Source organism: Terasakiella sp. SH-1, from assembly GCF_004564135.1.
In the GTDB taxonomy this organism is placed as follows: domain Bacteria; phylum Pseudomonadota; class Alphaproteobacteria; order Rhodospirillales; family Terasakiellaceae; genus Terasakiella.
Map to the genome: position 1 here is coordinate 976,657 of NZ_CP038255.1, position 24,972 is coordinate 1,001,628.

The 24,972-nt window shown below is 47.6% G+C and carries 25 protein-coding genes; 18 read left to right on the top strand and 7 right to left on the bottom strand.

From position 1 onward, the window contains the following. Positions 1 to 83 precede the first annotated feature (83 nt). Together E4K71_RS04505 and E4K71_RS04510 are read left to right on the top strand one after the other, a co-directional pair. Positions 84 to 641, top strand: a complete 558-nt coding sequence (locus E4K71_RS04505) for a cysteine hydrolase family protein (protein WP_135077173.1) — start codon at positions 84 to 86, stop codon at positions 639 to 641. Between the two features lie 226 nt (positions 642 to 867). Continuing rightward, positions 868 to 1,269 carry a bacteriohemerythrin gene (locus E4K71_RS04510; RefSeq protein WP_135077176.1) on the top strand — a complete coding sequence of 134 codons (402 nt, stop codon included), beginning with the start codon at positions 868 to 870 and terminating at the stop codon, positions 1,267 to 1,269. Positions 1,270 to 1,484: 215 nt separating this feature from the next. Here the strand turns inward: E4K71_RS04510 and rpsU are convergent, their stop codons facing one another. Beyond that, entirely contained in the window at positions 1,485 to 1,628 is a 144-nt protein-coding gene (gene rpsU, locus E4K71_RS04515) for a 30S ribosomal protein S21 (RefSeq protein WP_069186507.1), read from the bottom strand. 267 nt (positions 1,629 to 1,895) lie between these two features. On the opposite strand from rpsU, the gene E4K71_RS04520 reads away from it, so the two are divergent. From E4K71_RS04520 to E4K71_RS04540, 5 genes are all read left to right on the top strand, one after another. Beyond that, positions 1,896 to 4,499, top strand: coding sequence for a PAS domain-containing hybrid sensor histidine kinase/response regulator (locus tag E4K71_RS04520; RefSeq protein ID WP_135077178.1), 2,604 nt, complete (start codon positions 1,896 to 1,898; stop codon positions 4,497 to 4,499). Between the two features lie 99 nt (positions 4,500 to 4,598). After that, positions 4,599 to 5,120 (top strand): peptide deformylase, encoded by a 522-nt coding sequence (gene def, locus E4K71_RS04525; protein ID WP_135077180.1) that lies wholly within the window; start codon positions 4,599 to 4,601, stop codon positions 5,118 to 5,120. 4 nt (positions 5,121 to 5,124) lie between these two features. Next, complete coding sequence (locus E4K71_RS04530) at positions 5,125 to 5,769, top strand: COQ9 family protein (protein ID WP_135077182.1); 645 nt, start codon at positions 5,125 to 5,127, stop codon at positions 5,767 to 5,769. 31 nt (positions 5,770 to 5,800) lie between these two features. Next, entirely contained in the window at positions 5,801 to 6,868 is a 1,068-nt protein-coding gene (locus E4K71_RS04535; RefSeq protein WP_167730274.1) for a peptidoglycan DD-metalloendopeptidase family protein, read from the top strand. A 70-nt stretch (positions 6,869 to 6,938) separates the two neighbouring features. Then, entirely contained in the window at positions 6,939 to 8,135 is a 1,197-nt protein-coding gene (locus E4K71_RS04540) for a multidrug effflux MFS transporter (RefSeq protein WP_167730277.1), read from the top strand. A gap of 36 nt (positions 8,136 to 8,171) precedes the next feature. Here E4K71_RS04540 and E4K71_RS04545 read toward each other — a convergent pair whose 3' ends face one another. Both E4K71_RS04545 and purE read right to left on the bottom strand, forming a co-directional pair. Further along, the gene (locus tag E4K71_RS04545; protein ID WP_135077188.1) at positions 8,172 to 9,269 is read right to left on the bottom strand and encodes a 5-(carboxyamino)imidazole ribonucleotide synthase; all 1,098 of its coding nucleotides are present in this window, start codon (positions 9,267 to 9,269) and stop codon (positions 8,172 to 8,174) included. 17 nt (positions 9,270 to 9,286) lie between these two features. Further along, positions 9,287 to 9,781: a 5-(carboxyamino)imidazole ribonucleotide mutase gene (gene purE, locus E4K71_RS04550; protein WP_135077190.1), complete on the bottom strand. Its 495-nt coding sequence runs from the start codon at positions 9,779 to 9,781 to the stop codon at positions 9,287 to 9,289. A 148-nt stretch (positions 9,782 to 9,929) separates the two neighbouring features. Between purE and E4K71_RS04555 the strand changes: the two genes are divergently transcribed. After that, positions 9,930 to 10,682 carry a diguanylate cyclase gene (locus tag E4K71_RS04555; protein WP_135077192.1) on the top strand — a complete coding sequence of 251 codons (753 nt, stop codon included), beginning with the start codon at positions 9,930 to 9,932 and terminating at the stop codon, positions 10,680 to 10,682. On the opposite strand, the gene E4K71_RS04560 is transcribed toward E4K71_RS04555, so the two are convergent. Continuing rightward, positions 10,672 to 10,872 (bottom strand): DUF465 domain-containing protein, encoded by a 201-nt coding sequence (locus E4K71_RS04560; protein WP_135077194.1) that lies wholly within the window; start codon positions 10,870 to 10,872, stop codon positions 10,672 to 10,674. The genes E4K71_RS04555 and E4K71_RS04560 overlap by 11 nt on opposite strands. Positions 10,873 to 10,961: 89 nt before the next feature. Here E4K71_RS04560 and E4K71_RS04565 point away from each other — a divergent pair, with 89 nt between their 5' ends. The 3 genes from E4K71_RS04565 to E4K71_RS04575 all read left to right on the top strand — a co-directional run bounded on the left by E4K71_RS04565 (position 10,962) and on the right by E4K71_RS04575 (position 14,648). After that, positions 10,962 to 12,047: an ATP-dependent 6-phosphofructokinase gene (locus tag E4K71_RS04565; protein ID WP_135077196.1), complete on the top strand. Its 1,086-nt coding sequence runs from the start codon at positions 10,962 to 10,964 to the stop codon at positions 12,045 to 12,047. 90 nt (positions 12,048 to 12,137) lie between these two features. Then, entirely contained in the window at positions 12,138 to 12,305 is a 168-nt protein-coding gene (locus tag E4K71_RS04570; RefSeq protein ID WP_135077198.1) for a YdcH family protein, read from the top strand. A 606-nt stretch (positions 12,306 to 12,911) separates the two neighbouring features. After that, positions 12,912 to 14,648: a methyl-accepting chemotaxis protein gene (locus E4K71_RS04575; protein ID WP_135077200.1), complete on the top strand. Its 1,737-nt coding sequence runs from the start codon at positions 12,912 to 12,914 to the stop codon at positions 14,646 to 14,648. Between the two features lie 114 nt (positions 14,649 to 14,762). Here E4K71_RS04575 and E4K71_RS04580 read toward each other — a convergent pair whose 3' ends face one another. Next, the gene (locus tag E4K71_RS04580) at positions 14,763 to 16,397 is read right to left on the bottom strand and encodes an acyl-CoA synthetase (RefSeq protein WP_135077202.1); all 1,635 of its coding nucleotides are present in this window, start codon (positions 16,395 to 16,397) and stop codon (positions 14,763 to 14,765) included. A gap of 299 nt (positions 16,398 to 16,696) precedes the next feature. Here E4K71_RS04580 and E4K71_RS04585 point away from each other — a divergent pair, with 299 nt between their 5' ends. Further along, positions 16,697 to 18,598, top strand: coding sequence for a propionyl-CoA synthetase (locus E4K71_RS04585; protein WP_240796873.1), 1,902 nt, complete (start codon positions 16,697 to 16,699; stop codon positions 18,596 to 18,598). Between the two features lie 84 nt (positions 18,599 to 18,682). Here the strand turns inward: E4K71_RS04585 and E4K71_RS04590 are convergent, their stop codons facing one another. Continuing rightward, complete coding sequence (locus E4K71_RS04590) at positions 18,683 to 19,759, bottom strand: adenylate/guanylate cyclase domain-containing protein (RefSeq protein ID WP_135077206.1); 1,077 nt, start codon at positions 19,757 to 19,759, stop codon at positions 18,683 to 18,685. A gap of 115 nt (positions 19,760 to 19,874) precedes the next feature. Continuing rightward, positions 19,875 to 20,417, bottom strand: a complete 543-nt coding sequence (locus E4K71_RS04595) for a TlpA family protein disulfide reductase (protein WP_135077208.1) — start codon at positions 20,415 to 20,417, stop codon at positions 19,875 to 19,877. Positions 20,418 to 20,578: 161 nt separating this feature from the next. Between E4K71_RS04595 and E4K71_RS04600 the strand changes: the two genes are divergently transcribed. From E4K71_RS04600 to cpaB, 6 genes are all read left to right on the top strand, one after another. Beyond that, complete coding sequence (locus tag E4K71_RS04600; RefSeq protein ID WP_167730279.1) at positions 20,579 to 21,955, top strand: pilus assembly protein TadG-related protein; 1,377 nt, start codon at positions 20,579 to 20,581, stop codon at positions 21,953 to 21,955. A 28-nt stretch (positions 21,956 to 21,983) separates the two neighbouring features. Beyond that, positions 21,984 to 22,400 (top strand): TadE family protein, encoded by a 417-nt coding sequence (locus E4K71_RS04605; protein WP_167730281.1) that lies wholly within the window; start codon positions 21,984 to 21,986, stop codon positions 22,398 to 22,400. Beyond that, entirely contained in the window at positions 22,387 to 22,935 is a 549-nt protein-coding gene (locus E4K71_RS04610; RefSeq protein ID WP_135077214.1) for a TadE/TadG family type IV pilus assembly protein, read from the top strand. The genes E4K71_RS04605 and E4K71_RS04610 overlap by 14 nt, the downstream gene beginning before the upstream one ends. A gap of 198 nt (positions 22,936 to 23,133) precedes the next feature. Then, the gene (locus E4K71_RS18340) at positions 23,134 to 23,379 is read left to right on the top strand and encodes a Flp family type IVb pilin (protein WP_135077216.1); all 246 of its coding nucleotides are present in this window, start codon (positions 23,134 to 23,136) and stop codon (positions 23,377 to 23,379) included. Between the two features lie 154 nt (positions 23,380 to 23,533). Beyond that, the gene (locus E4K71_RS04620) at positions 23,534 to 24,037 is read left to right on the top strand and encodes a prepilin peptidase (protein WP_167730285.1); all 504 of its coding nucleotides are present in this window, start codon (positions 23,534 to 23,536) and stop codon (positions 24,035 to 24,037) included. A gap of 18 nt (positions 24,038 to 24,055) precedes the next feature. Beyond that, entirely contained in the window at positions 24,056 to 24,967 is a 912-nt protein-coding gene (cpaB, locus tag E4K71_RS04625; protein WP_135077220.1) for a Flp pilus assembly protein CpaB, read from the top strand. Positions 24,968 to 24,972 lie beyond the last annotated feature (5 nt).

The following is a 24,972-nucleotide window of genomic DNA, read 5'->3' on the forward strand; positions in this document are numbered from 1 at the left end:
TTGCACTCGCAATTTAACCTGACTATAGTAAGAGGCCGCTTCCAAATGGAGGCGGCCTTTTCTTTTGGTGATGGGGAATAAGAATGGAATTATCTGAGAAAACGGCCCTCGTGATTGTGGATGCGCAACAAGCGCTGTATGAGCCGGATATGGGAGCCTTAAGTAATCCTGATTTTGAGATGCAAATTCTTGATCTTCTAACCCTGTGGCGGGCACGTCACTGGCCTGTTTTCCACGTTAAACATACATCTCATGAGCCAGCATCTCCGTATTTCAGCCTGTCGCCTTCCTGTGAGTTTATTGAAAAAACAGCTCCTGTGGCAGGGGAACCCGTGGTTGGGAAAGAATATGCCAGTGCCTTTTTAAATTCGGCGCTGGGGTCCATGTTGCGCATGGATGGGTGTGAACAACTGGTTATTTGTGGGGCACATACCCATAAGGCCGTGGATGCAACCGTGCGTCATGCCTCAGGTCTTAAATTTGAAACCTATGTGGTGAGTGATGCCTGTGCAGCGGCGGATCAGACAGATTTAAGCGGGCGTTTATGGAATGGCGAAGATGTGCACCTGTTGGCCTTGGGGGTGTTGAATGAAGATTATGCCAAGGTTATTTCCATGCAGGATATCTTTTCTTCAATCTGAGAGTCTGACCCAAAGGGTAGCCTTATGTTCGCCCATCAGGGCGTCAAGGTTTGCTTATGATGCCTCCAGCATCACCGCACAAATCTTTTCTACTGACGAACAAACATAAGGCTATGAAAAGCAATAAATACTTTCGGGTCAGGCTCTGAGCTTGAGCAGTATCAAGGATGTGCTCTTTGGAGAGTGGTATAGATATTCTGGAAGAAAAACAATCTGAGGGATATGTATGACCCGCTTAAAATGGCAGGAGAGTTATAGTGTTGGTGATGCTGAAATTGATCGCCAGCACCAGAATTTGTTTAGCCTGATTGATCGTCTTGAAGACCGGGATTTGGATGTGAGTACGGTCAGCGTTATTTTTGAAAAACTGGACACTTATGTGGAAGAACATTTCTCTGATGAGGAAGATAAGCTGGCAGAAAATGCTTACCCTGATCTAGAGCCTCATATTCGCCAGCATCATGAATTTCGCGACTGGCTGGAGGCTGCGAAAGAAAGCTTTCAGCAAGAAAGCAGCAATCACCATGCGATCAGCCAGAATGTCCATGATTTTTTACGAGACTGGTTACTGAATCACATTCTCACAGCAGATCAGGCGTATAAGGAATGGATGACATCCGATACGTAATTTCAATATTGAGAAAATAAAAAAGGCGAAGCCGCTGTTTCAAGCGCTTCACCTTTTTTGAAGGGTATATGAGGTGCGATTCGAAATTCGAACCACAAACGCCCACATCACCACCTTTCAAGTAGTATATATCAAACAACCCATCAGGCATTGCGGATTGTTTGTGAAAAAAAAGTCAAATACACATCCCGACAAAGAAGGTCGGGCAGGGGTATTTAGAAGCCTTCACGCTCCAGACGCTTGCGCTCAAGCTTACGTGCGCGACGTACAGCTTCAGCGTCTTCACGTGCTTTTTTCTCAGACGGCTTTTCATAGTGACGGCGAAGTTTCATTTCACGGAATACGCCTTCACGCTGCATTTTCTTTTTCAGTGCTTTCAGTGCCTGGTCGACATTATTGTCGCGAACTACTACCTGTACGATGGTCAGGGCCTCCTTCTAAAAAAACATAACTGGGCCATATGCCCATTCCTTTTCACTTTTGTGAAAGGGAAACGGTCCATACCATATGATTCAAAATCGGTAAAGGGGATTCAATCAATCCTGTTGTTATTTTGTAATTATCGCGGGTTTCGTCAATAATTTCTGCTATAATTTTATTTAGGATTTAACCAAGGGCATTCTTATATGGAATTATCCCAGGAAGATATTGAAAGCTTGCAACGCTACTGTGATCAGCTGTGTGCAGCTTTTGGGGTGGATATTCTTCTTAGCGACAAACAGCAGCGAGATATTGTTGTGAGCAAGGGGGCCACGCTGGATGAGGCGCAGCAATCGGCAACCTATAAGATGGAAAGTTACTGGCAGGGGGAGTTGATCATTTCCGGCAGGCCCCAAGCCATTGAAGATTTCGCATCTTTACTGCATTCAAAGATACAGGACCAAATTTCCAAAATTGGGGATAAAACCCGGATTGAACGCTATGAAAGCTTTCTTGATATTGCTGCGGACTGGTTCTGGGAAACGGACCGTGAGCATCGCTTTACCTATTTAAGTGGAAAGTTGGAAGAAATTTTGGGCTTGCGACCCGATGAAATTTTGGGTCAGACCCGCAAGGAACTTTATGGGGGCAGTCACGATACCAATAATGATTATTGGCAGGCGCATTTGTCCGCCTTGGATGCTCATCGTCCCTTTTATGCTTTTGAAGTGATGTGGTTACGGCCCGATACGGGAGTGCGTTATTTACGTTTGAATGGATCGCCTTTTTTCAGTGAGGAAGGGGAATTCCTTGGCTATCGCGGGACCGGGCAGGATATCACGGATCATAGACGGGCTGAGCTGAATTTCAAAAATCTGGTCGAAGGGTCCATTCAGGGGATTTATATCCATACCAATCAGCAAATTCTTTTTGCCAATGAGGCCATGGCGCGGATGTTTGGCTATCGCACCGCCAATGAGTTTTTACGCCATAACAATGTGGACAGCCTGTTGCTGCCCCAAGAGGTTGAGCGCGTTCATGGATTATGGGCCAATCACGCAGATGAATATGAAGCCGATTACCGTAAAAAAGATGGCACTGTTCTGACGCTACACTCCTTGAACCGCGAGATCGAATGGAATGGTCAAGCCGCCATTCAAAGTGTGGTGATTGATATCACGCAAAAAAGAAAGGCCGAAGAAAAGCTGCAACGCCATCATGTTCAGTTGCAGGAACTGGTGGACGAACGCACCGCTGAATTGAAAAAAAGCGAAGAACGTTTTCGTAAAATTGCAGAAAGTGCCTCTGACTGGTTTTGGGAAACCGATAAAGACCATCGTTTTACTTTTTTGTCAGACCGTTTTCTGGATGTAACGGGGATTGATTCTGGCAAAGTGATCGGGAAAAGCCGAATTCAATTTGCCGAAGAGCAAGTCAGGCTGAATGAAGATGGTGAAAAATGGAAAAAACATCGCGAAGATTTGGAAAATCATCGCCCATTTGAAATCCGCTATTGGGTGTCTGCCCCCACGCAAGGGGATACATGTTTGGAAATTAAGGGAAAACCCATCTTCAATGGGGATGGTGAATTTGAAGGCTACCTCGGTGCCGGGGCAAATGTGACCGATAAGGTCAAGGCACAGGAAACTCTACAGAAAGCCAAGGATATGGCGGAAAAAGCCAATCAGGCGAAATCTGACTTTCTATCCAGCATGAGTCATGAACTACGCACCCCCTTGAACGCCATTTTGGGCTTTACCCAGTTGTTGGAAGGAAATGTTGAGGGGAATTTGATGGATGTGCAGCTTAAGCATCTTCATCATATTCGCAAAGGGGGGGAGCATCTGCTTCAATTGATTAATGAAATTCTCGACCTTGCGAAGATTGAGGCTGGTAAGTTGACCTTTAGCATGGAAAAAATCAGTCCTCGCAGCTTAATTGAGGATTGCTTGCCCTATGCCAAGGCGTTTGCGTCTAAATATGATGTCACCATTGTTGATCGTAGCGAAGGTGATTTGCCCTTGGTGCGTGTGGATGCCTTGCGGGTGAAGCAGGCTTTGTTAAATCTGTTATCCAATGCCAGCAAATATAATCGGGCTGAAGGGATGGTCTGGATTGATGTCAGCTACCCCCGTGATACACTTATCCGCATCAGCGTGCGTGACACCGGAATGGGTATTGCCAAGGAAGACCAGCGTTTGTTGTTTCAACCCTTTCAACGCTTGGGGGGGACGGATAATAAAGTGGAAGGCACAGGCATTGGTCTCGTTTTTACCAAGAAGCTGATTGAAGAAATGGGCGGGACTGTCGGTTTTGAAAGCGAATATAAAAAAGGCAGTACGTTCTGGATTGATTTGCCTCTGGTTTCACGCCAGCCTTCCCCCGTTTCGATTTTACCGACAGCCCAGCCGGTGGAAGGGATGCCTGTGTGTGCTCCAGCTGGAAAACACACGCTTCTTTATGTGGAAGATAATCCATCCAATTTGTCTTTGATGGAAAGTATTGTCGATTGCATTCCCAGTCTTGATATGATTTCTGCTCATACTGCTGAAATTGGCCTGTCGCTGGCTGAAGAAAATATTCCGGACTTGATCTTGCTGGATATTAATTTGCCGGGAATGAGTGGAAGCGAAGCATTACAGCACCTGAAAAAGAATGAAAAAACCAGACATGTCCCGGTTTTAGCGATTAGCGCAGATGCCATGCCTGCATCCATTAAGGGAGGGATGGAAGCCGGGTTTGACCGCTATTTGACCAAACCGATTGATATTCCCAATTTGATGCAGGTGTTGGACGAGTTTCTGGATTGATCCCGCTTTCAAGGGCTGATATCAAGCAGCTAGAGATGGGCTAAATAAATTAATAGGTCCTGACCCTAACAAGACATTATTAACAAGCAGGTTGTTCTCATGATCCTGAAAATTGCCCGTATGGGCCATCCGGTCTTGCGCCAATATGCCGAACCTGTTGCAGACCCGCAAGCGCTGGAGATCAAAGTTTTAGTAGAAGACATGATTGAAACCATGAAAGATGCCAATGGTGCCGGATTGGCCGCCCCGCAAGTGCATGTGCCTTTGCGTGTGGTGATCTTCCATGTGCCACGCGGGCGTGATGCACAGGATCAGGAAATTGGCCTGACCGTGTTGATTAACCCGGAAGTTGAAGTACTCGGCCCTGAAATAGAAGAAGCTTTTGAGGGGTGCCTGTCCCTGCCTGAGATGACGGGAAAAGTCAAACGCCCTGCTCATATTCGCTATCGTGGTGTTGGTCTGGATGGTGAAATCATTGAACGCGAAGCCACAGGATTTCATGCCCGTGTCGTACAGCATGAATGTGATCATTTGGACGGAATTCTCTATCCGCAACGTATGGACGATCTCGCTACATTCGGTTATGTTGAAGAAATGCAAAAAGCGATGAAACAGGAATAAGCGCATGCAGGATATCAAGATTAAAGACGAAATTCTTTTGGCAACATTGCCCAATGTTGTGTTTGATGGCTGGACAGATCGTGCGCTTGAAGATGGTGCTGTTGAGGCCGGGTATGATGCATCTATGGCTGTGCGTGCATTTCCCTATGGGATGAATGATGTGCTGGCCCATTTTGCCACATATATCAATCGTCAGATGGCTGAAAAACTGGAAGGTATCGATCTTGAAAATATGGGGATCGGTCATCGCCTTGAAACAGCCATGCGCATTCGTCTGGAGATTGAGGCCCCTTATCGCGAAGCTGTGCGCAAGGCCATGTCTCACTATGCCTTACCACAACATGCCCCGGAAGGGATCAAGGTCGTTTGGGATGCGGTGGATGAAATGTGGTGGTGCTGTGGTGATGAGTCAGTGGATTTTAACTTCTATACCAAACGGGCATCGCTGGCCGCAGTCTATTCTGCAACGATGGTCTATTGGCTCAATGATGAGTCTGACGGGGCAGAAGAGACTATCCTGTTTTATCGTCGTCGTTTGATGGATGTGATTTCAGCGGTGAAAACCCGCAAGAATATTTTCGGTAAAATTGAGGATATGGTCTGTAAACTGACCGGGCACGGTCATTCTGTTGGCCTGATGAAAAGATAACGGATGATTATCAAAGGGGGCTGAAATGGTGATGGGACAGAAAACATTTGGCTCTCTGCTCTTTGTTTTGGCGGCTTCACTGTTGAGTGGAGAGGCGTCTGCCTTTTTTAAAAAAGACCGGGTAAAACGTGATTTTCGCCATATGGATGCAAATCGCGATGACCAAATCAGCCGTGAAGAATGGAAACGTCGCGGCAATTTTGAAAAGCTGGATCAAAATGGCGATGGGTACCTCACAATTGATGAGGTTCGGGGCATTTATCAAGGTCATCAAAATCGCGATTATGACTGGCCACCAGAAAATATGACGCCTTATAGCTCAAAGATTGATCCTTCCATTGCAACTGACCGGGTGTCGCGTGATGAGTTAGGTGCAGATGTGATCTGTGGTCTTGGGCGCGCCAAACATTGTGGAACGGCTGAACAAATCCGGCGGGGGTTACTGGAAACAGGGACAGGACCGGTATTCCCCAAAGGTGTTGATTGCCCCGGCGTTGATGATTATTGGGCGATGAATTACAGCTATAAACGTAATCGTGACTCGTTTCATGGCGGTATTGATATTCCTGTTCCGTGGGGGGAGCCGATGCGGGTGGTGGCCTCAGGGGCTGTGGTCAATATGTATCAGGCCCACCAGTCCAAACGGGGCTATGAGGTCATTGTGCGTCATAGTCCGGAAGATACCGGACTCCCTATGTGGACCTACAGTGCTTATGGACATTTGGACCGTTTGCCGGATTTTAAGCCCGGTCAGCGCCTTGCCATGGGGGATATTATTGGTCCGACGGGAAATAGCGGGATCAGTGCACGAGGGAAAAAAGGCAGTGGGGCACAATCAAAATCACGCCGACCAGCCATTCATCTGGCCATGTTCTATAGTGCTCACCGTCAGTTTGGGGAAGAAAACGATACGATCTTGCCCAAAGAAGGCTATTGGCTGGACCCTTATGCCTTTTACAGGCAGAAAGAACCGTTTCTTTCTGCTGAGGTGAAGGCCCTGCCAGAGGATGAAAAAGCCGTTATGATCCCGGTGCTGTTGGAGGGGGGAAGGACTATTCCCGCCAATACGAAAATCATTTGGCCCTATAGCTGTAGGTGAACTGTTTCACAGTCTGTGCATGAAGAGACATGTATATAAGCCTTATATCAATCCTGAAAGGCGTGAAATCATGAACCAAACACAGCAAAAAACTGGTGAATTTATTGCTTTGATGGCGTTTCTTATGTCGTTGGTCGCATTGGCGATTGATGCCATTTTGCCTGCCTTTTTGGCGATTGGTGATGCCTTTGCCATTGAAGACCCTAATCAGGTACAGCTGATTATCGGTGTATTGTTTTTAGGCATGGCGGTTGGGCAATTGTTTTATGGGCCGTTATCTGATTCTATCGGGCGTAAACCAGCGACCTATATTGGCTTGGTCTTGTTTATCATCGGCTCGTTGATTTCTGCTTTTGCAGCGGATTTTGAAACCATGTTGGCGGGGCGGTTTTTGCAAGGGTTTGGTGTGGCGGGGCCACGAACCATTTCCATTGCGTTTGTGCGGGATCAATATAGCGGACGGGCGATGGCACGGATTATGTCCTTTGTCATTACCATCTTCATTTTAATGCCGGCATTGGCCCCAAGTTTTGGGGCTGGGATGTTGATCTATGCGGATTGGCAGAGCATCTTTTACCTGTTTGCCTTGTTGGCTTGTGTGAATTTGGTCTGGCTGTATTTGCGACAGCCAGAAACCCTGCCCAAGGACAGGCGTATTCCTTTTTCTTTCGCCAATATCTTGCGTGGGGCTTTAGAGGTTTTAAAAAATAGAATATCTGTGGGCTATATGATTGTGGGGGGGCTGGCGTTTGCGGCGCTGGTTTCTTACCTCAATATGGCGAAGCAGGTTTACCTTGATGTGTATGGCATTGATGAGATGTTTCCGCTTTATTTCGCTATTCTCGCTTTGGCCGTGGGGGCATCTTCTTTGGTGAACGGCAAGATCGTAATGAAATATGGCATGCGGCCTTTAATGCAAGGGGCTTTGGCCTTGATGATTGCCGCAAGCGGGTCCTTTTTGACTTACCTGCTGATGTTTGATGGTCATGCACCCTTTGTTTTATTTATGGGGGCAATGATGGTGATCTTTTTCTTTATGGGCATTTTGTTTGGTAATGCCAACGCGATGGCTATGGAGCCCATGGGGCATATTGCCGGGATTGCGTCTTCCATCATTGGGGCTGGGACGACTTTTATTTCCATGAGTTTGGGGACTGTCATTGGGCAGTTCTATGATCAGACGCTGATGCCCATGATTGCAGGCTTCACTGTGCTGGCAATGACGGCTTATGTGTTGATGATGTGGATTGAAAAAGGGCAGAAATGAAAAGGCCCCTGTTTTTTACAGGGGCGCATTTTCGTTTTATTTTTTGGGTAGCTCACCAAGTGGGTAGACCAAATTGACATGGCCCATTTTACGCCCCCGTCGCGTGGAGGCTTTACCATAGAGGTGAAGTTTGGCATTGGGCTCGTTGAGGTAATCGGGCCATTTTTCCACGTCAAAACCAATGAGGTTTTTCATCACCAGATCATTGCGCCGTTCAACAGAGCCAAGTGGTAGGCCGCAGACGGCACGTACAAACTGTTCAAACTGATCAGAATAACAGGCATCCTGTGTCCAGTGACCAGAGTTATGCGGGCGCGGGGCAACTTCATTGACGACCAGCTGGTCATCGCGTGTGTGGAACATTTCAACGGCGAGCAAGCCAATGATTTCCATTTTTTCTGCCAGGGTGACTGCAATACGCACTGCTTCTTCAATCAGCCCATCAGGGATATGGGCAGGGACGCTAGAGGTATCCAGAATACCATCCACATGGACGTTTTCAGCAGGTTCAAACGCCGTCCATTGGCCGCAGGCACTGCGCGCGACAATGACGGAAATCTCGCGTTGGAAATCAACAAAGCCTTCCAGAACAGACGGTGCCCCGGCCATGGAATCATAAGCGGTTGCTAAATCCGTTTCCGGGCGGATCAGGGCCTGACCTTTCCCGTCATAGCCCATGCGGGTTGTTTTCAAAATGCTGGGACGGCCCAGTTCTTCAACAGCTTTTTCCAGATCAGCCAGCGAGTTCACTGCCTTAAACGGTGCTGTGGCAATACCGCATTCATTAATGAAGGTCTTTTCAATGAGGCGGTCTTGCGAGATATGCAGGCAGTTCCAGCCCGGACGAACGTCCACATGTTCGGTCAGCAGCTGTACGCTTTCATGGGGGATGTTTTCAAATTCAAACGTCACCACATCACAGGCATCGGCAAAAGCAATCAGGGCTTCACGATCATCATATTCTGCCACAGTGGCCTTATGGGCGACCTGTTCAGCTGGGCTGTCTTCGCAGGGACCAAAGACATGACACATATAGCCCAGACGGGCTGCTGCCAGTGCAGTCATGCGACCCAGCTGGCCGTTTCCGATAATTCCGATGGTGCTGCCCGGTGGCAGTTGTTTAGGTGCGTTCATGGTTTTTACCCCAATCCTTATTGGTCAACAGGCTCTTCTGCAACAGAGGCTGTCTGGCGGGCGCGGAAATCATCGAGTTTGGCGGCAACCCCTTCATCTTGTAAGGCGATGATGCTGGCGGCCATGATGCCTGCGTTTTTCGCCCCGGCATCGCCAATAGCCAATGTCCCAACCGGAACACCGCCCGGCATTTGTGCGATGGAATAGAGGCTGTCAATGCCGTTTAAGGCACGGCTTTTAACCGGAACACCCAGTACGGGCAGCGGCGTCATGGCTGCGGCCATACCCGGCAGATGCGCAGCCCCACCAGCACCGGCGATAATTACTTGAATACCGCGTGCTTTGGCGTTGGTGGCATAATCATAAAGACGTTGTGGTGTGCGGTGTGCAGAAACAATGCGCTTTTCATAAGAAACGCCCATTTCTTCCAACATGTCAGCGGCAAGTTTCATTGTCGGCCAATCTGATTGGCTGCCCATAATAATCCCGACACAAGGTGTTGCACTGTCCATCGCTTTTTCCTTCGATTACGACCTTAAAAAAGGGGCGTATTATATGGATATAGTAGAGAATCGCAAGTTTTTTGCTTTGAGTTAGGAAAAGGTCAATCTTTACAGTATACTATAAAGGTACTGGATAAAGAATGGTTGTGAGGCGGTCATGCCTGTAGACGATATTAAACCAACCGATGCACTGCGCCATTATATTGGGAACGAGCAAGACCAAAGCAAGCATCGCCCCTCTTATGGTGGTGGTCGCTTTACAGGGAAGCGCAAATACCCCGCACCCAAGCGCAATATCAATGATGTGACCAGCTTTATGAATATTCCGCAGGATGAACTGACACCGGCGGTGACAGAAGCCATTAGTTCCTTGATGGAAGAAGTGGAAGAGCTGCGTGAAGAGCTTTCCATGACCCAACATTTTGAACAAAAACTGTCAGCCACCTTGGATAAGCACATGGATTTACCAGTGTTGACGCGTCATGCTCTGATGCGCGAGGTTGCGGTGATTGCAGCGCAAACCCAACGCAGTGGGGCGCAGGCGACGTTCATTTATTTTCAGATCAGAAATTTTGCGGAAATCAAAAAACGCTTTGGTTTGCTGGCCGGGGAAACGGTTATTCGCGAAACTGCCCAAATTTTGCAGCCTCAGTTGCGTGAAACCGATCGAGTTGGGACACTTGGCGGGGATGGGTTTGGGATTGTGATGGCTCTTAGTGATGTGAAACATGCACTGGAAAAAGTCCGTCATTTAGAAAATCTGGTGAAACGTGGTCCAATTATGCATGGAGCCCATATTCTGGATGTGGAGGTCGCTTATGGGCTTCACAGTCTGCATCTGACAGAAGAAATTGACACAATCTTACATGAGACCGACAAGGATCTGCATCGCCGTTTTGTCAGGCTATGATATCTGGGACCAGTAATGCTTCTATTTTGGCAATCTGATCTTTCAGTGTCAGCTTTTTCTTTTTTAAGCGTTGGAGCTGTAACTGGTCATAAGGTGGATTTTCAATGAGGCGACTGATCACATCATCTAGGTCGCGGTGTTCAGTTTGCAAGACAGCGAGTTTGATTTCCAGTTCACGGTTTTCGGGCATGGTTTTCCCAGCTTGTTATGATCTTATTGAAACTCAGTGGCTGGGATCATACCATAGAAACGGCTCTAAAGAACAAAAAAGGAAACAAGATGAGTAAAAAACGTATTGGCATTCTCACCAGCGGGGGGGACTGTGCCGGGTTGAATGCTGCTATTCGTGCAGTGACGCGTCGGGCCATTGATGGATACGACTGGGAAGTCGTCGGAATACGTAACGGAACGCTGGGTCTGATTTCTGAACCCGTTGAAGCTGAAATTCTGGATAAACAGACCTTTGGTGGGATTTTGTTGCGTCAGGGGGGAACTTTTCTCGGGGCTTCGACCAAGGGGAATCCCTTTGCCTTTAAAATGCCCGACGGGCAGGTGAAAGATCGTTCGGCAGAATTTGTTGCAGGCTTTAAAAGTTTGAATCTGGATGGGTTGATCGGTATTGGCGGTGACGGGTCAATGAAGATTCTTAATCGTTTGTGTGAGCTTGGCGATATACCTTTTATCGGCATTCCCAAGACGATTGATAATGATGTGGCCTGTACGGAATTTACCATCGGCTTTACCACGGCGGTCAATGTTGCCGTCGATGCGCTGGACCGGTTATTGCCAACCGCAGCCAGCCACCATCGCGTTATGGTGTTGGAGGTCATGGGCCGCGATGCCGGCCATATTGCGCTTCATGCCGGGATTGCAGGGGGGGCTGATGTGATTTTGGTGCCGGAAATTCCTCATGATATGGAAATGGTCGCAGAAAAAATCCGTCAGGTTTATGAAGGAGAACAACGCACCCATGCCTTGGTTGTTGTTTCAGAAGCGATTAAGACGCCGGAAGGTAAAAAGGTGATGCATGCCAATGAAGAAGGCAAGATGAATTACGGCGGTGTGGGCCATGTGATTGGCGATCAAATTGCTCAACTGACAGGGGCAGATACTCGCGTCACGGTTTTGGGGCATTTACAACGCGGTGGTACGCCAGCCATGCGCGATCGGGTCATTGCTTCTGCCTTTGGGGTGAGTGCCGTTGACTTGATGGCACAAGGCAAGACCAATCGGATGGTTGCCTGGCAACATCGCGAGGTGGTGGATGTGGCACTGGATGATGTGGTGACGCGCTATAATAATATTGATGTTGCAGGTACGATGGTTCACACCGCGCGCGGGCTTGGGATTTGTCTTGGAGATTGAAATAATATTATCCAAGTGAGTAGTGGAATTTTCCATTAATTTTATGTATCATAAAAACTTCTAAAAACTGACATAAGGGAGGTTGTTCGCATGAGCGTAATAGACCGTATCGAATCTCTTAAAACCAAGCACGCAGAACTTGCAGGAAAAATTGAAAAAGAGGAGGTCAGACCTCACCCCGACGACGCGCTCATACACGATCTCAAACGACAGAAATTGAAAGTCAAAGACGAAATCAGCACTTTGGCTACACAATAATACTGCGTTAGAGCGTGTCGCGTATAGGTAGGTTCATTTCATGATGTGAATTTTTGTCTTGAGTTAGGAAACTTGTGCAGAGCGATGCGGGGCATCGGTCAAACAATTTGACGCGACACAAGACAAAAAGACACATCACCGAAGGCGCTTCATAGAAAAGGTATGGAGGGCGGCACCTTCCATTTGCGGTGAATGACACCGCCGCATGTAAGGTTTCTACCCATACCTTTTCTATGAAGCGTGAAAGTGAACCTACCTATACGCGACACGCTCTAGTGCGCAAAACAGATTTCATAACTGTTGAATTATAGAATCCTTTTATCTATGAGGATTGAGACGAAAAGTCGTCAATAAGCCCCTGACTCTTCTTAAGAGCAGGGGCTTTTTATATACTTCCTTCTTATTTATTAAGCGATTAAGAATTATTATCAATATTTTTATAATTCTAAAGTATGTACATTTTATACTTTTGTAGTAATGCGAATGCTTTTTGTATTTATGATCTTATGAGTTGAAAAAAAGAAAAATAGTTTCTAAGAAACGGGCTGAAATCAGTAGAAGTACCTAGGTTCTGGCTCCTGGGGCACTTTGAAGGGGTAGATTAATATGAACAGTTTAAGATGGAAGCTTGTGCTTCCTGTGCCTGTCTTCACGCTTATTGCGGTTATCGGTATCTGGTTTTACACAACCAGTCTGGTTGAAGAGACGGCTGTAAGTGATGCGGTTGAACATGCAGAATCAACCGTCAAAGAATTTAAGACCATTCGGGCGTATTATACGCAAAATGTCATTAAAAAAGTACTGGGAAGCGGTGCTTTAAAGCCGTCTATTGACCATGCTGGTGTTGAGGGCAAGGTCCCATTGCCTGCGACCATGATCCATGATTTGGCAAAACGTTTGAAAAAGGAAGGGTTGTATATCAACCTTTATTCCAAATACCCGTTTCCAAACCGATCTTCTCGTCAGCTTGATGCGTTTCAGGCCCGTGCCTGGGATGAACTGTCGAAAAACCCTGATCAGGTCATGCATCAGATCAAAAGGGTGGGGGATAAAGATTTCGTACAGGTTGCCATTGCCGATAAAATGGTGGCTCAGGCATGTGTGACTTGTCACAACAAACGTGCGGACACCCCTAAAAATGACTGGAAGCTGGGAGATGTACGCGGGATTTTGCAGGTTGATGTGGATATTTCAAATTCACTTGGCCGTTGGTCCGATTTTTCTGTGATCCTGACAACCTTGATTATTTTACTTGGTGCTGTTCTGTCCTTTATTGCCTTTTACATGGGGAATAATGTGGCGACACCCATTCGCCGTTTGACACGTTCTATGTCCAGCCTTGCCAATGGGGATTTGGATGTTGATGTGCCTGCACAGGACCGTCAGGATGAAATCGGTGATTTGTCACGCGGTGTGCAATATTGGAAAGAGGCTGCCACAGATCGTCGTCGATTGGCACAGCAGGAACATGCCGAAGTTGCCAAGCGTCAGGAACGTCAGGAAAAGATTGCACAGCTGACGACTTCCTTTGATAATCAGGTTTCCCATGTTTTGGGTAAGGTGACGAATGCGGTCAGTACTTTAAACGGGTCTTCAACCAATTTGATGGCAAATGCTGAACAGACCAAGCAACAAAGTACATCTGTTGCCAGTGTCGCCCAGCAGGCATCCTCTAATGTGGAGACGGTTTCTGCGGCCAGTGAACAGCTCTCGGCCTCTATTCAGGAAATTGCCCATCAGGTGACACAGTCTTCGACTTTGTTGACGTCAGCGGTTGAAGAAGTGAATGAAGCCAATCAAAAAGTGGTCGGTCTTGCCGATAGCGCGACAAAAATTGGTGAAGTTTTGAAATTGATCAACGATATTGCCGATCAGACCAACTTGTTGGCCTTGAACGCCACGATTGAATCTGCGCGTGCTGGTGAAGCGGGCAAAGGTTTTGCCGTTGTTGCCAGCGAGGTGAAAAACCTGGCCGGGCAGACCGGGCGGGCCACCGAAGAAATTGCTGCACAAATTCAGGCAATCCAGAATGAAACATCTGGTGCAGTACATGCTATTCAAGGAATTGCTGGTACGATGGAACGTGTCAATGAACTGGCAACAACCATTGCCAGTGCCGTTGAAGAACAAAGTGCTGCCACAGGTGAGATTGCCCAGAATATCTATCAGGTTTCTGAAGGCGCGAGCGAGATTTCTGGTAATATTACCTCTGTCACCACTGCGGCAGGCCATACTGGCCAGACGGCACAGGAACTACTGGATGCCGCAGCATCGCTGACGGAAGAAAGTGATAACCTGAAAAACAGTGTTGATACGTTCTTGTCCAGTGTGCGTGATGCATAAGTGACGATTTGTCATCCTCCTCTTCATGTAGGAGGAGGATGCGAAAGACACAATAAGAAAAGCCCCGCTGAAATTTATCAGCGGGGCTTTCTGTTTGGTGAGGGTCGGTGAGACTTACATCTCGCCTGCTTCTTTTCTCAAACCATCGCGCAGGATGAATTTCTGGATTTTACCTGTCGATGTTTTCGGCAGTTCCTGGAAGATCACGGTGCGTGGGCATTTGTAGTGGGCCAGATTGTCACGACAGTGCTTGATAATATCTTCTTCTGTTGTGGTTGTGCCCGGTTTCAGCTCGATAAAGGCTGCGGGCGTTTCCCCCCATTTTTCATCCGGTTTGGCAACCACAGCTGCGGCAGAGACATCCGGGTGACGATAAAGCGTATCTTCCACTTCGATGGAAGAGATGTTTTCCCCACCGGAAATGATGATGTCTTTAGAGCGGTCTTTCAGCTGAATATAGCCATCAGGGTGTTTGACGCCCAAGTCACCGGAATGGAACCAGCCGCCTTTGAAAGATTCATCTGTCGCCGTCGGGTTTTTCAGATACCCCTTCATGACAATGTTCCCACGGAAGCAAACTTCGCCCATGGTTTCGCCATCCCAAGGCAGTTCCGTTGTGGTTTCAGAATCTGCAATCATCAGACCTTCTTCCAGCGTATAGCGCACGCCTTGGCGGGCTTTCTGGTAAGCTTGGCGTTCAATCGGCAGTTCGTTCCATTCTTCTTTCCATGCACAGAAGACAGCCGGACCATATGTCTCTGTCAGGCCGTAAGCATGGGTCACATCAAAGCCTTCGTCCTGAATCGCTTTCAAAACAGACGCTGGCGGTGGGGCCGCTGCTGTCATGATGGAACATTTATGATCAAACGGTTTCTTTTCTTCTTCGCTCGCATTGATAACAAAAGACAGCACGATTGGGGCACCACAGAAATTGGTGACTTTATGTTCATCAATGGCGGCATAGATGTTTTTCGCATTGACTTTACGCAGGCAGATGTTTGTCCCGGCCTTGGCGGCCAGTGTCCAGGCAAAGCACCAGCCGTTGCAGTGGAACATGGGCAGGGTCCACAGGTAAACCGGATGTTGTTGCATATTCCAGTCAAGGGCATTGCCAATGGCGTTCAGATAGGCACCTCGGTGGTGGTACACAACGCCTTTCGGGTTGCCTGTCGTACCGGATGTGTAGTTCAGCGAAATCGCATCCCATTCATCGGCCGGGCCGGACCAGTCATATTCAATGTCGCCTTTGGAAATGAAATGTTCGTAATCTTCCTGACCGATCAGCTCGCCGCCTTCGGCCAGCGGGTCGTCAATGTCAATGACGATGGGCTTGCGCTCAAGGCGTGCCACGGCTGCCTTGGTGATATCGGAAAATTCGCGATCTGTGAACAGAACCTTGGCTTCACCATGTTGCAGGATAAAGGCAATGGCTTCGGCATCCAGGCGGATATTCAAGGTGTTGAGAACAGCCCCGCACATGGGCACACCAAAATGTGCTTCGTATGTTTCTGGTGTGTTGTTGCCCATGATGGCAACGGTGTCGCCTTTCTCAATGCCCAGTTTGGACAGGGCAGAAGCCAGACGAACAGAGCGTTCATATGTTTCTTTCCAGGTGAAAGTCTTGTCACCATGGATCACTGAGGGGCGATCAGGGTAAACCATCGCGGTACGTTTGATGAAAGAAAGTGGAGAAAGCGGCTCATAATTGGCTGCATTTTTCTCCAGATGCATATCATAGATGTTTTCCATGGTGTCAAAGTCCCTAGTGTCAAAATTCATTGAGACGATTCATACCAGCAAGCGTGCGCGCACGAAATACCAAAATGCGCGTAGGAATGTAAAAAAAAGTAAGTAAGGCCCTTTTTTTTTGAAATTTTTATGCTTTGGAACATGTTGAAAGATCATAAAGAATACATAAATCGGTAAAGTAATACCAAATTAACACTTTTATTTTTTCACATTTTCAGGCAGACTTTCTCCCCAGTTTGAAGGAGAGGGAATTTCCTCAGGCTCACATTTGGGAAAATCGCTTGGAAATTGGGGACGTTATGACCAATCGGTACGAAGAAGCATATAAAGAATCTATGGAAAACCCGGAAGAGTTCTGGGCAAAAGCTGCTGAAGAAATCAAATGGGATAAAAAGTGGGATAAAGTATTGGATGAGTCCAATGCACCGCTTTATCGCTGGTTTGCGGGTGCAGAATGTAACACCTGTTACAACGCTGTTGACCGTCATGTTGAAGAAGGTCGCGGTGAACAAGACGCGATTATTTATGACAGCCCGATCACGGGGCGTAAAAGCAAGCTGACATATAATGAACTGAAAGACAAAGTCTCTCGTTTCGCAGGTGTGTTGAAAGCACGTGGCGTGACCAAAGGCGACCGTGTGATCATCTATATGCCGATGATTACAGAAGCAGCCATTGCCATGTTGGCCGTTGCACGTTTGGGTGCGGTTCACTCTGTTGTATTTGGTGGTTTTGCCTCTAACGAATTGGCTGTACGTATCAATGATGCCAAGCCAAAGGTAATTGTTTCAGCCTCTTGCGGGATCGAGCCTGGCCGCGTGATTGCTTATAAACCGCTTTTGGATGGTGCGATTGAACTGTCTGATCACAAGCCGGTGGCAACAGTGATCGTAGCGCGTGAAGAAGCTGAAGCCGAGCTGAAAGACGGCTACGACTTCGATTACGAAACAGAAATGGCTAAAGCAGAACCTGCTGATTGTGTGCCTGTTGCTGCAACTGACCCGCTTTATATCCTTTATACATCAGGCACAACAGGACAGCCCAAAGGTGTTGTTCGTGATAATGGCGGACACATGGTTGCATTGAAATACAACATGAGCGCCCTTTATAATGTAGAGCCGGGGGATGTCTACTGGGCAGCCTCTGACGTGGGGTGGGTTGTTGGTCACTCTTACATCGTATACGGTCCGCTGCTGCATGGGTGTACAACAGTCATCTTCGAAGGTAAGCCTGTGGGTACACCGGATGCGGGTACATTCTGGCGTATGATCGAAGAATACAATATTCGTGTTCTGTTTACTGCACCGACGGCTTTCCGTGCGATCAAGCGTGATGACCCGAATGCGGAATTCCTCAAGAAATATGACACATCCTGTCTGAAAGCCCTGTATCTGGCAGGTGAACGTACAGACCCGGATACCCTGCAATGGGCACAAGATATCCTGAAAAAGCCGGTTGTCGATCACTGGTGGCAGACAGAAACTGGCTGGGCGATTTGTGCCAACCCGCTGGGTCTGCATGAATTTGAAGTCAAGCCGGGCTCACCGACCAAGCCGATGCCGGGGTGGGACGTACAGGTTCTTGATGATGCCGGTCACCCGGTTGGGGCCAACACCATTGGTGCGATCGTTTGTAAGCTGCCTTTGCCACCAGGCACACTGCCGACACTGTGGGAAAAAGACGACCTTTATAAGTCTAAATATCTGGAAGAATTCCCGGGTTTCTACGCAACGGCTGATGCGGGTATCATTGATGAAGACGGTTATGTGTCCATCATGGCGCGTACCGACGATATCATTAACGTGGCGGGCCACCGTCTTTCCACAGGTGGCATGGAAGAAGTTCTTTCTGCACACCCGGATGTAGCTGAATGTGCGGTTATCGGGGCTGATGACAAGCTTAAGGGTCAAAACCCGGTTGGCTTTATCGTTCTGAAGTCCGGTGTTGAAAAAGCGCATGATGACATTGTTGCTGAAGTTGTAAAAATGGTACGCGAGAAAATCGGTGCTGTTGCAGCCTTCAAAAAATGTGTTGTGGTTGAACGTTTGCCGAAAACACGGTCTGGTAAAATCCTGCGTGGCACCATGCAAGCGATTGCGGACTGTAAAGAGTACAAAATGCCTGCAACAATCGACGACCCGGCGATCCTGCCGGAAATCGACGAAGCCTTGCAGACCATCGGTTATTCTTCTGCGCGTTAAGGCAAAGTTGATAGCAAATGAAAAGGGTGAGCGGTTAATCTGCTCACCCTTTTTTATGGTCGGTGTGTGACAAAATAGAGGTTCTTAGCTTGCGCGTGAAATATCTTTTGTCTCTTCTTCAAGGGTAGGGCCAAACAAAGCAATTTCAGCATTTCCAATCCCTTTTAAAGCGACTTCAAGGGTTTCTGTGTTTTTAGGTGGGGTTTCAAGCTGATTTAAAAGTTCTTTTGGAAGGGCGAGCATGCCCGGTTTTGATGCGCTGCAGAGACGCGCAGCCATATTAACCGTATCGCCCCAGACATCAAATTGAATGCGTGTTGCGCCAATGATACCACCAACGATGGGGCCTGCGGCTAAGCCAATTTTGACTTCCCAGCCGATTTCCAATTCGCGGGTTTCTCGGATCATTTGGAAGCAGGCTTCAATAACCTTTTCAAGCTCGTAACTCTCTTCCAAGACGCCACCGACCGCCATATAGGCATCACCAATTGTTTTAATTTTTTCAAGCCCGTAGCGTTGGGTAATGCCTTCAAAACGGTTGATAAGTCGGTTTAGATTCTTTACCAGCTTTGCAGCCGTATGATCTGTTGTATAGCGTGTAAAATCACAGACATCTGCAAAAATAATGACTGAGTTTTCCGTTATAATGGGGCGGAAACGGTCTGTTTGAATGAGTTCAGAATATACTTTTTCAGGCAAGGTATTTGCCAGCAGGTTTTCCTGCTTATTCTTTAAAGCACTTAGTTCAGATATAAGGTCACGGCGGCGTTTTTGGATGGTGTAAATTTCAATCGCACGCAGCAATCGGGCTTCCATGATTAAGGGTTGTAATTTCTTTTGCAAAAAATCATGGGCATTCTCCCGTAGATAATAGCTGACCAGTTCGTCGTCATATTCCTCACCTGTCATGACGAGGGTTGGAATGAGCTTGAAATTCTCAAAACTGTTTTTTTCTTTGAGGAAATCAAGCCCTGTTTCGTCGGCGAGTTGATGGTCCAACATGATCAAACCGACTTCATGTTTATGTAGTAAGTCCATCCCCTGTGCGCGGTTTTCAGCCTCCAGGATTGGGTGGTCCGGTAGAACGCGACGAATGACTTTCGTTAAAAATAATCGTGCGGTCCGACTATCATCTAATATGACAATATAGGGGAGGGACATGCCTAATTTTACAACTCTTCACAGTTCAACTCGTAGTTATTTAGCAGAACTTGGCTTTTCTTTGAAGGAGCTTTTTGTAGTAAGAGGCAGCCAGAGGGAAAGTAAATGACAGGTTTTACTGCGTAATCGCTTTTTTTAGCGCGATTTTTGCTTTGTCCGTGTCCCATTTGGTCATGCCGATGACGCCGCCACGCATGCGCCCTTCTTTATCAATGATAAAGGTGACGGGCAGGCTGTTAATTTCCATCATACGCAGAAAATTCTGTTTTGGGTCATGTAGGGAAATCATATCGGTCAGGTTGCGTTTTTCCAGAAATGCATCGGGCTTTTCACGGCCTTGGCGTCCGGTTGCCACTGCAAGTACAACAAAATCATGGTCCTTGAATTCTTTGGCAAGGGCATTGAGGGCAGGCATTTCACGAATACAGGGCGGGCACCATGTTGCCCACAGGTTTAGAAGAATGGTCTTGCCCTTGAAATCGGCAAGGCTGACGGTTTGGCCATCCTGTGTGGTGAATTCAACATCCGGGGCTGTAGGTGTATTGGTCAGGTTACGATAGGCACGAATATTGTCGGACAGGTCATTGTAGCTATCGGCCAGGGCCGGGGTGCTGAGCGTCAGGGCGATGAAAAAGCTACAAAGGCGGGCAAGGCGCATGAGACTTCCTTTTATTAATCATTTATTGTGCCCAAGCTTAGCGGTGAAAAAGGTCAAGAATGGGGCAAGTGATAGCAATCACAGCATTTGAGACTTTTTTAACATACCCTTTAAATAGACGGAGTCCTAAACCGGGACTTTTGTTGAAAGGGAAGAAAGCCATGTCAAAGATGCAAAACATATTTGATCATTTGACCCGCTGTGTGCTCAGGGATGAACGGGGCAGTGTTTCTGTGTATATGGCTGGCTTTTGCGTTATTGCACTGGGATTAGGGGCGTTGGTGATTGATACGGGGCGGGCCACAGTTTTAAAGACACAATTGCAAAATCGGGCGGATGCGGGGGCCTTGGCTGGTGCCGCGCAGCTAGATGGGCGTGAGGGCGCACGTGATCGCGCAACACAGATGGCGATGAATGCCATTTCCCAATCTTCAAACTTAACGCAAAGCCGTGGTGAATTAAATGTCCAGTCCGTGGCTTTCTATCAGGAAGTCAGTCCTTCCTATGTGTTGGCCGATACGGATGAAAATGCAAAATTCATTCATGTCACCATGGCCCCGCAATCTATTGAGAATATGTTTTTTACGGCGGCATCAACCTCTTTATCAGGAACAAGCAGCTATGATGCACAGGCGGTGGCCCAGCCCGATCCTTTTATGTGTCATGCGCCGCCTTTGATGATTTGTGACCTGGGGGAAAATGATCCCTCCATTAACCTGTCTTCTAATGATGTAATTGGTCGTCAGGTTGTGTTGAAGCCTGCCCAGGGTGGGGATGCCTGGGCACCTGGGAATTATGGTTTGCTGGCCTTGCCCGATGGGTCTATCGGTGCCAATTCCTTGGAGGCTGCTCTGGCTGCTATCCAGCCACAAGATTGTTATGGTCTGGAATTGGGTACGGCACCGGGGGTGAAAACCAATAAAATTCAAAGTGGGATGAATGCCCGTTTTGAATATGAAACCAAATGGGATTTTCCAGCCCCAAACGTTATTAGCTATCCACAAGATGAAGATGTTTTATCTGGTGTTGAGACACGAATGGGCGATGGGGTATGGGATTTGGCAACTTACTGGAATGAGAAACACGCAACGCCTTTACCTGATGAGCTGCTGAATGCTACACGCTATCAGGTTTATTTGTATGAAATTGGGGTGAGTTATGCCAAAAACGGGGCGCAAACCCTTTATCCGTTAGATGGTTCACCGTTGCCCAGTGGATTTGAACAGATTGATCCACCCGCTGCGGCTATCCCTGTTTCTGAAACACACCCAAATGATCCAGCTTATGATGGTGTGCCCTCAGGGACGGTGGCATCAAATGGTGCGCTTCGTCGGGTTGTACAGGTGGCAATCTTGCAATGTATTGCAGAAGGGGTGCGTGGATCTCATAACTATCCGTCCCAAGGCAAGTATTTGGAAATGTTTATCACTGAGGCCGTGCCAGATGCTCCGGCCGGGGCTATTTATGGTGAAATTGTGCGACCTTTATCACTCACTGTAACACCGGATTTTCATGCAAATGTTCGACTTGTTAAATAAATTCAGACGCTCAGAAAAAGGAGATACGGTGGTAGAATTTGCCGCCATCATTCCCTTTATGCTGCTGTTGTTTATTGGCTTGACGGAAATGGGGCGCGCCTTTGTACAGGCCAATGCGGTGGAAAAAGCCATGCGTGCTGCTGCTGTTTATGCCGCACGCGTTGAAAACCCGACAGCGCTTGATACGGTGGCTGTAATTGAAAATCTGGTTAAGACCGGGACAGCTGATGGCACCGGGCATTACCTTGTATCGGGTTGGGCGCAGGAGTCTTCACGCCTTGATATTGCGCAGTCTTATTTTGATCTGGGTGAGGCATCTATTCCTGTGATCCGCCTAACGGCCAGCGTTCCATTTAATCCTATGATCCCTGAACTTGCCACAATGGTCGGGCTGGATGATTTCAACATCGTTCTCAGTCATGAGCAAGCTTATGTGGATAATTAAACGACATATGTTGAGGGATGAGAACGGGGCGATGGTGCCAGCCTTTGCCCTGCTTTTGCCTTTTCTGGTGTTGATATCTCTTGGTGTCGTTGAGGTTTCGACCTTGCTTTTTGAATGGCACCGAACAGGGGAGGCAACGCGGCGGGCGACACGACATATTGCCATCGAACAACCTGTTGCGGATTTATCTGCTTTTCAAAGGGGCTCTGTTGTAAATTGTAGTGCAAATGCAGGTGCTGTGGTCAGTTGTTCCAGTGGTACTGGGGCAAATGTGGGGGCCTTTGCGACAATGCTGGATTTGATGCAGGCGATCCAGCCTGCAATCCTGCCTGAGCATGTTCGTATAATCTATAGTGATAGCGGGCTTGGGGATCCAACGACGCCGGGGGGAATCATTCCTTTGGTCAAGCTTGAGGTCAGTGGCTTGACACGCCCTTTAATGGTCGTCGGAGGCTTCTTAGGGATGCCGTCTGAATTTACCTTTCCGTCTTTTATGGCGACTCAGATGTCAAACGGTCTTGGTCCCACAAATTAAATCCCGAAAATATGATTTTTTTGTTTTTCTAACCTGTTGAGAAGGTTAGGTAAATACACGTAGTGTGATGGTAGTCACAAATAAAGTTTAAATAAATTTAATGCATGTGATTGTTGTCACAGAATAAATAATCAAATAGGTGCTTAATATAAACAGTTGATTAAAACATTTTATGAGTATTCACCAAGGAGAAAAGTCATGTTTACAACTGTTAAAAATATCTGGAACGACGAGTCTGGTGCAACTGCAATCGAATATGGCTTGATTGCCGCTTTGATCTCCGTTATCGCAATTACAGCGATGCAGTTAACAGGGCAAAGTCTAAGTGGTGCATTTACAAGGGTTTCTACAGACCTTAATAATGCAATCGGGACATCCGATACAACGTCAACAGATTCAACATCTACTGATACAACAACATCAACCGATACATCTGGCGGTTAAGTTGGATTTGTAATGTAAGTAAAGCAAAGGGCGCATTTAGCGCCCTTTTTTATTGTTTAATATTTATAATGTTGTGATTGTTGTCACATGAATACATGTAGTTATATGTTTTAATATAATTAAGATTTAAAAATACCTTTTTATGGGTGTCGTTATGAGCTTGGTTATCTTAAATAATTTATTTGTTTCGGCTTTTGTCGCACTTCTTCTCGTCGCAGCGATTGAGGATCTCGATGATTACCGTATTCCGAACTTTATTTCACTGGCTCTGATAGGGCTCTACCCTCTGTATGTTTTGACTGCTCCGTTTGAGGTTTATCTGGGGTGGAGTTTCGGCATTGCCAGCCTGTTTTTTCTGATGGGTCTGGGGCTGTTCAGCCTTGGCATTATGGGCGGGGGGGATGTGAAACTTATCACGTTAACAGCCTTGTGGGTTGGCCCTGTGGGGTTGATCCCGTTTTTGCTGGGGATGGCTTTGGTGGGCGGGGCTATGTCCCTTTTCATGCTGTCGGCCCCTGTTCGTCACAGTACCGCTTATGTCTGTGTGCATATGGGCTTGATGCGTGCACAGGAAAAAATCCTGACCGATAAGCTGCCGTATGGGGTGGCGATTTGTGCAGGTGGTGTTTTTGCCGCTTATCGAATGTTCATGCTGTAAGGCAGAAGGAGGTTTGCCATGTCTATTCGCATCATCATTTTACTGATTATGGCCCTGAGCACCGCAGCTGGTACCGCGATGATGGCGCAGAACTGGCTGGCTTCTGAACGTGCAGAAATTATGGCTTCCGTTCCCAAGACAACGCCTGTCAAAAAAGTTGGGCACAAAAAAGTTCTGGTTGCCAAAACCGACCTGTTGGCCGGGACCTTTGTCTTGAAAGAAAAACTCACTTGGCAAGACTGGCCCGATAATGCCCTTGGGGAGCGGATGTTGCAAAAAGGCGCGGTATCTATGGATGATCTGGTTGGTTCTGTTATTCGCACCCGTATTCCTGCAGGCCAGCCCGTATTGCCCGCAGCCTTGGTCCGTAAAGGGGAACAAGGCTTTATGGCTGCTGTTCTGGCTCCGGGCATGCGGGCGGTGACTGTGCCATTAAGTGCAATATCCGGGGTTGGTGGCTTTATCTTTCCCGGTGATCAGGTGGACTTATTGCTGACCATTACGCAAAAAGTTGGCGAAGGCAAAATGCGCTTTACCGAAACCTTGCTGAAAGATGTACGTGTGATTGGCAAGGACCAGTCTGCTGTGCAGGCCGAAGGTCAGGCTCGTGTTGCCAAAAGCGCCACTTTGGAAGTGACACCTAAGCAGGCGGAGATTGTCTCATTAGCAACCCAGATGGGCAAACTGTCTTTAAGTTTGCGAAGTTTGGCTGATGAAGAGCTGGTCTTGGCTGAGGTTCAACCATCCGGTTTTGACCACAAAATTGCCTTTACACAGCCTATGGAAATCAAAGAGCAACTCAGCCTGACCACCGATAAACAGTTGAACTTCTATTTACAAAAAATGGCACAAAAACGCAAAAAACAAGGTGGCGCGTCCCGCAGTGTTCAAGTCCTGCGTGGTGGGTCAGCCAGCGTTAAAAAGTTTTAGGAGGC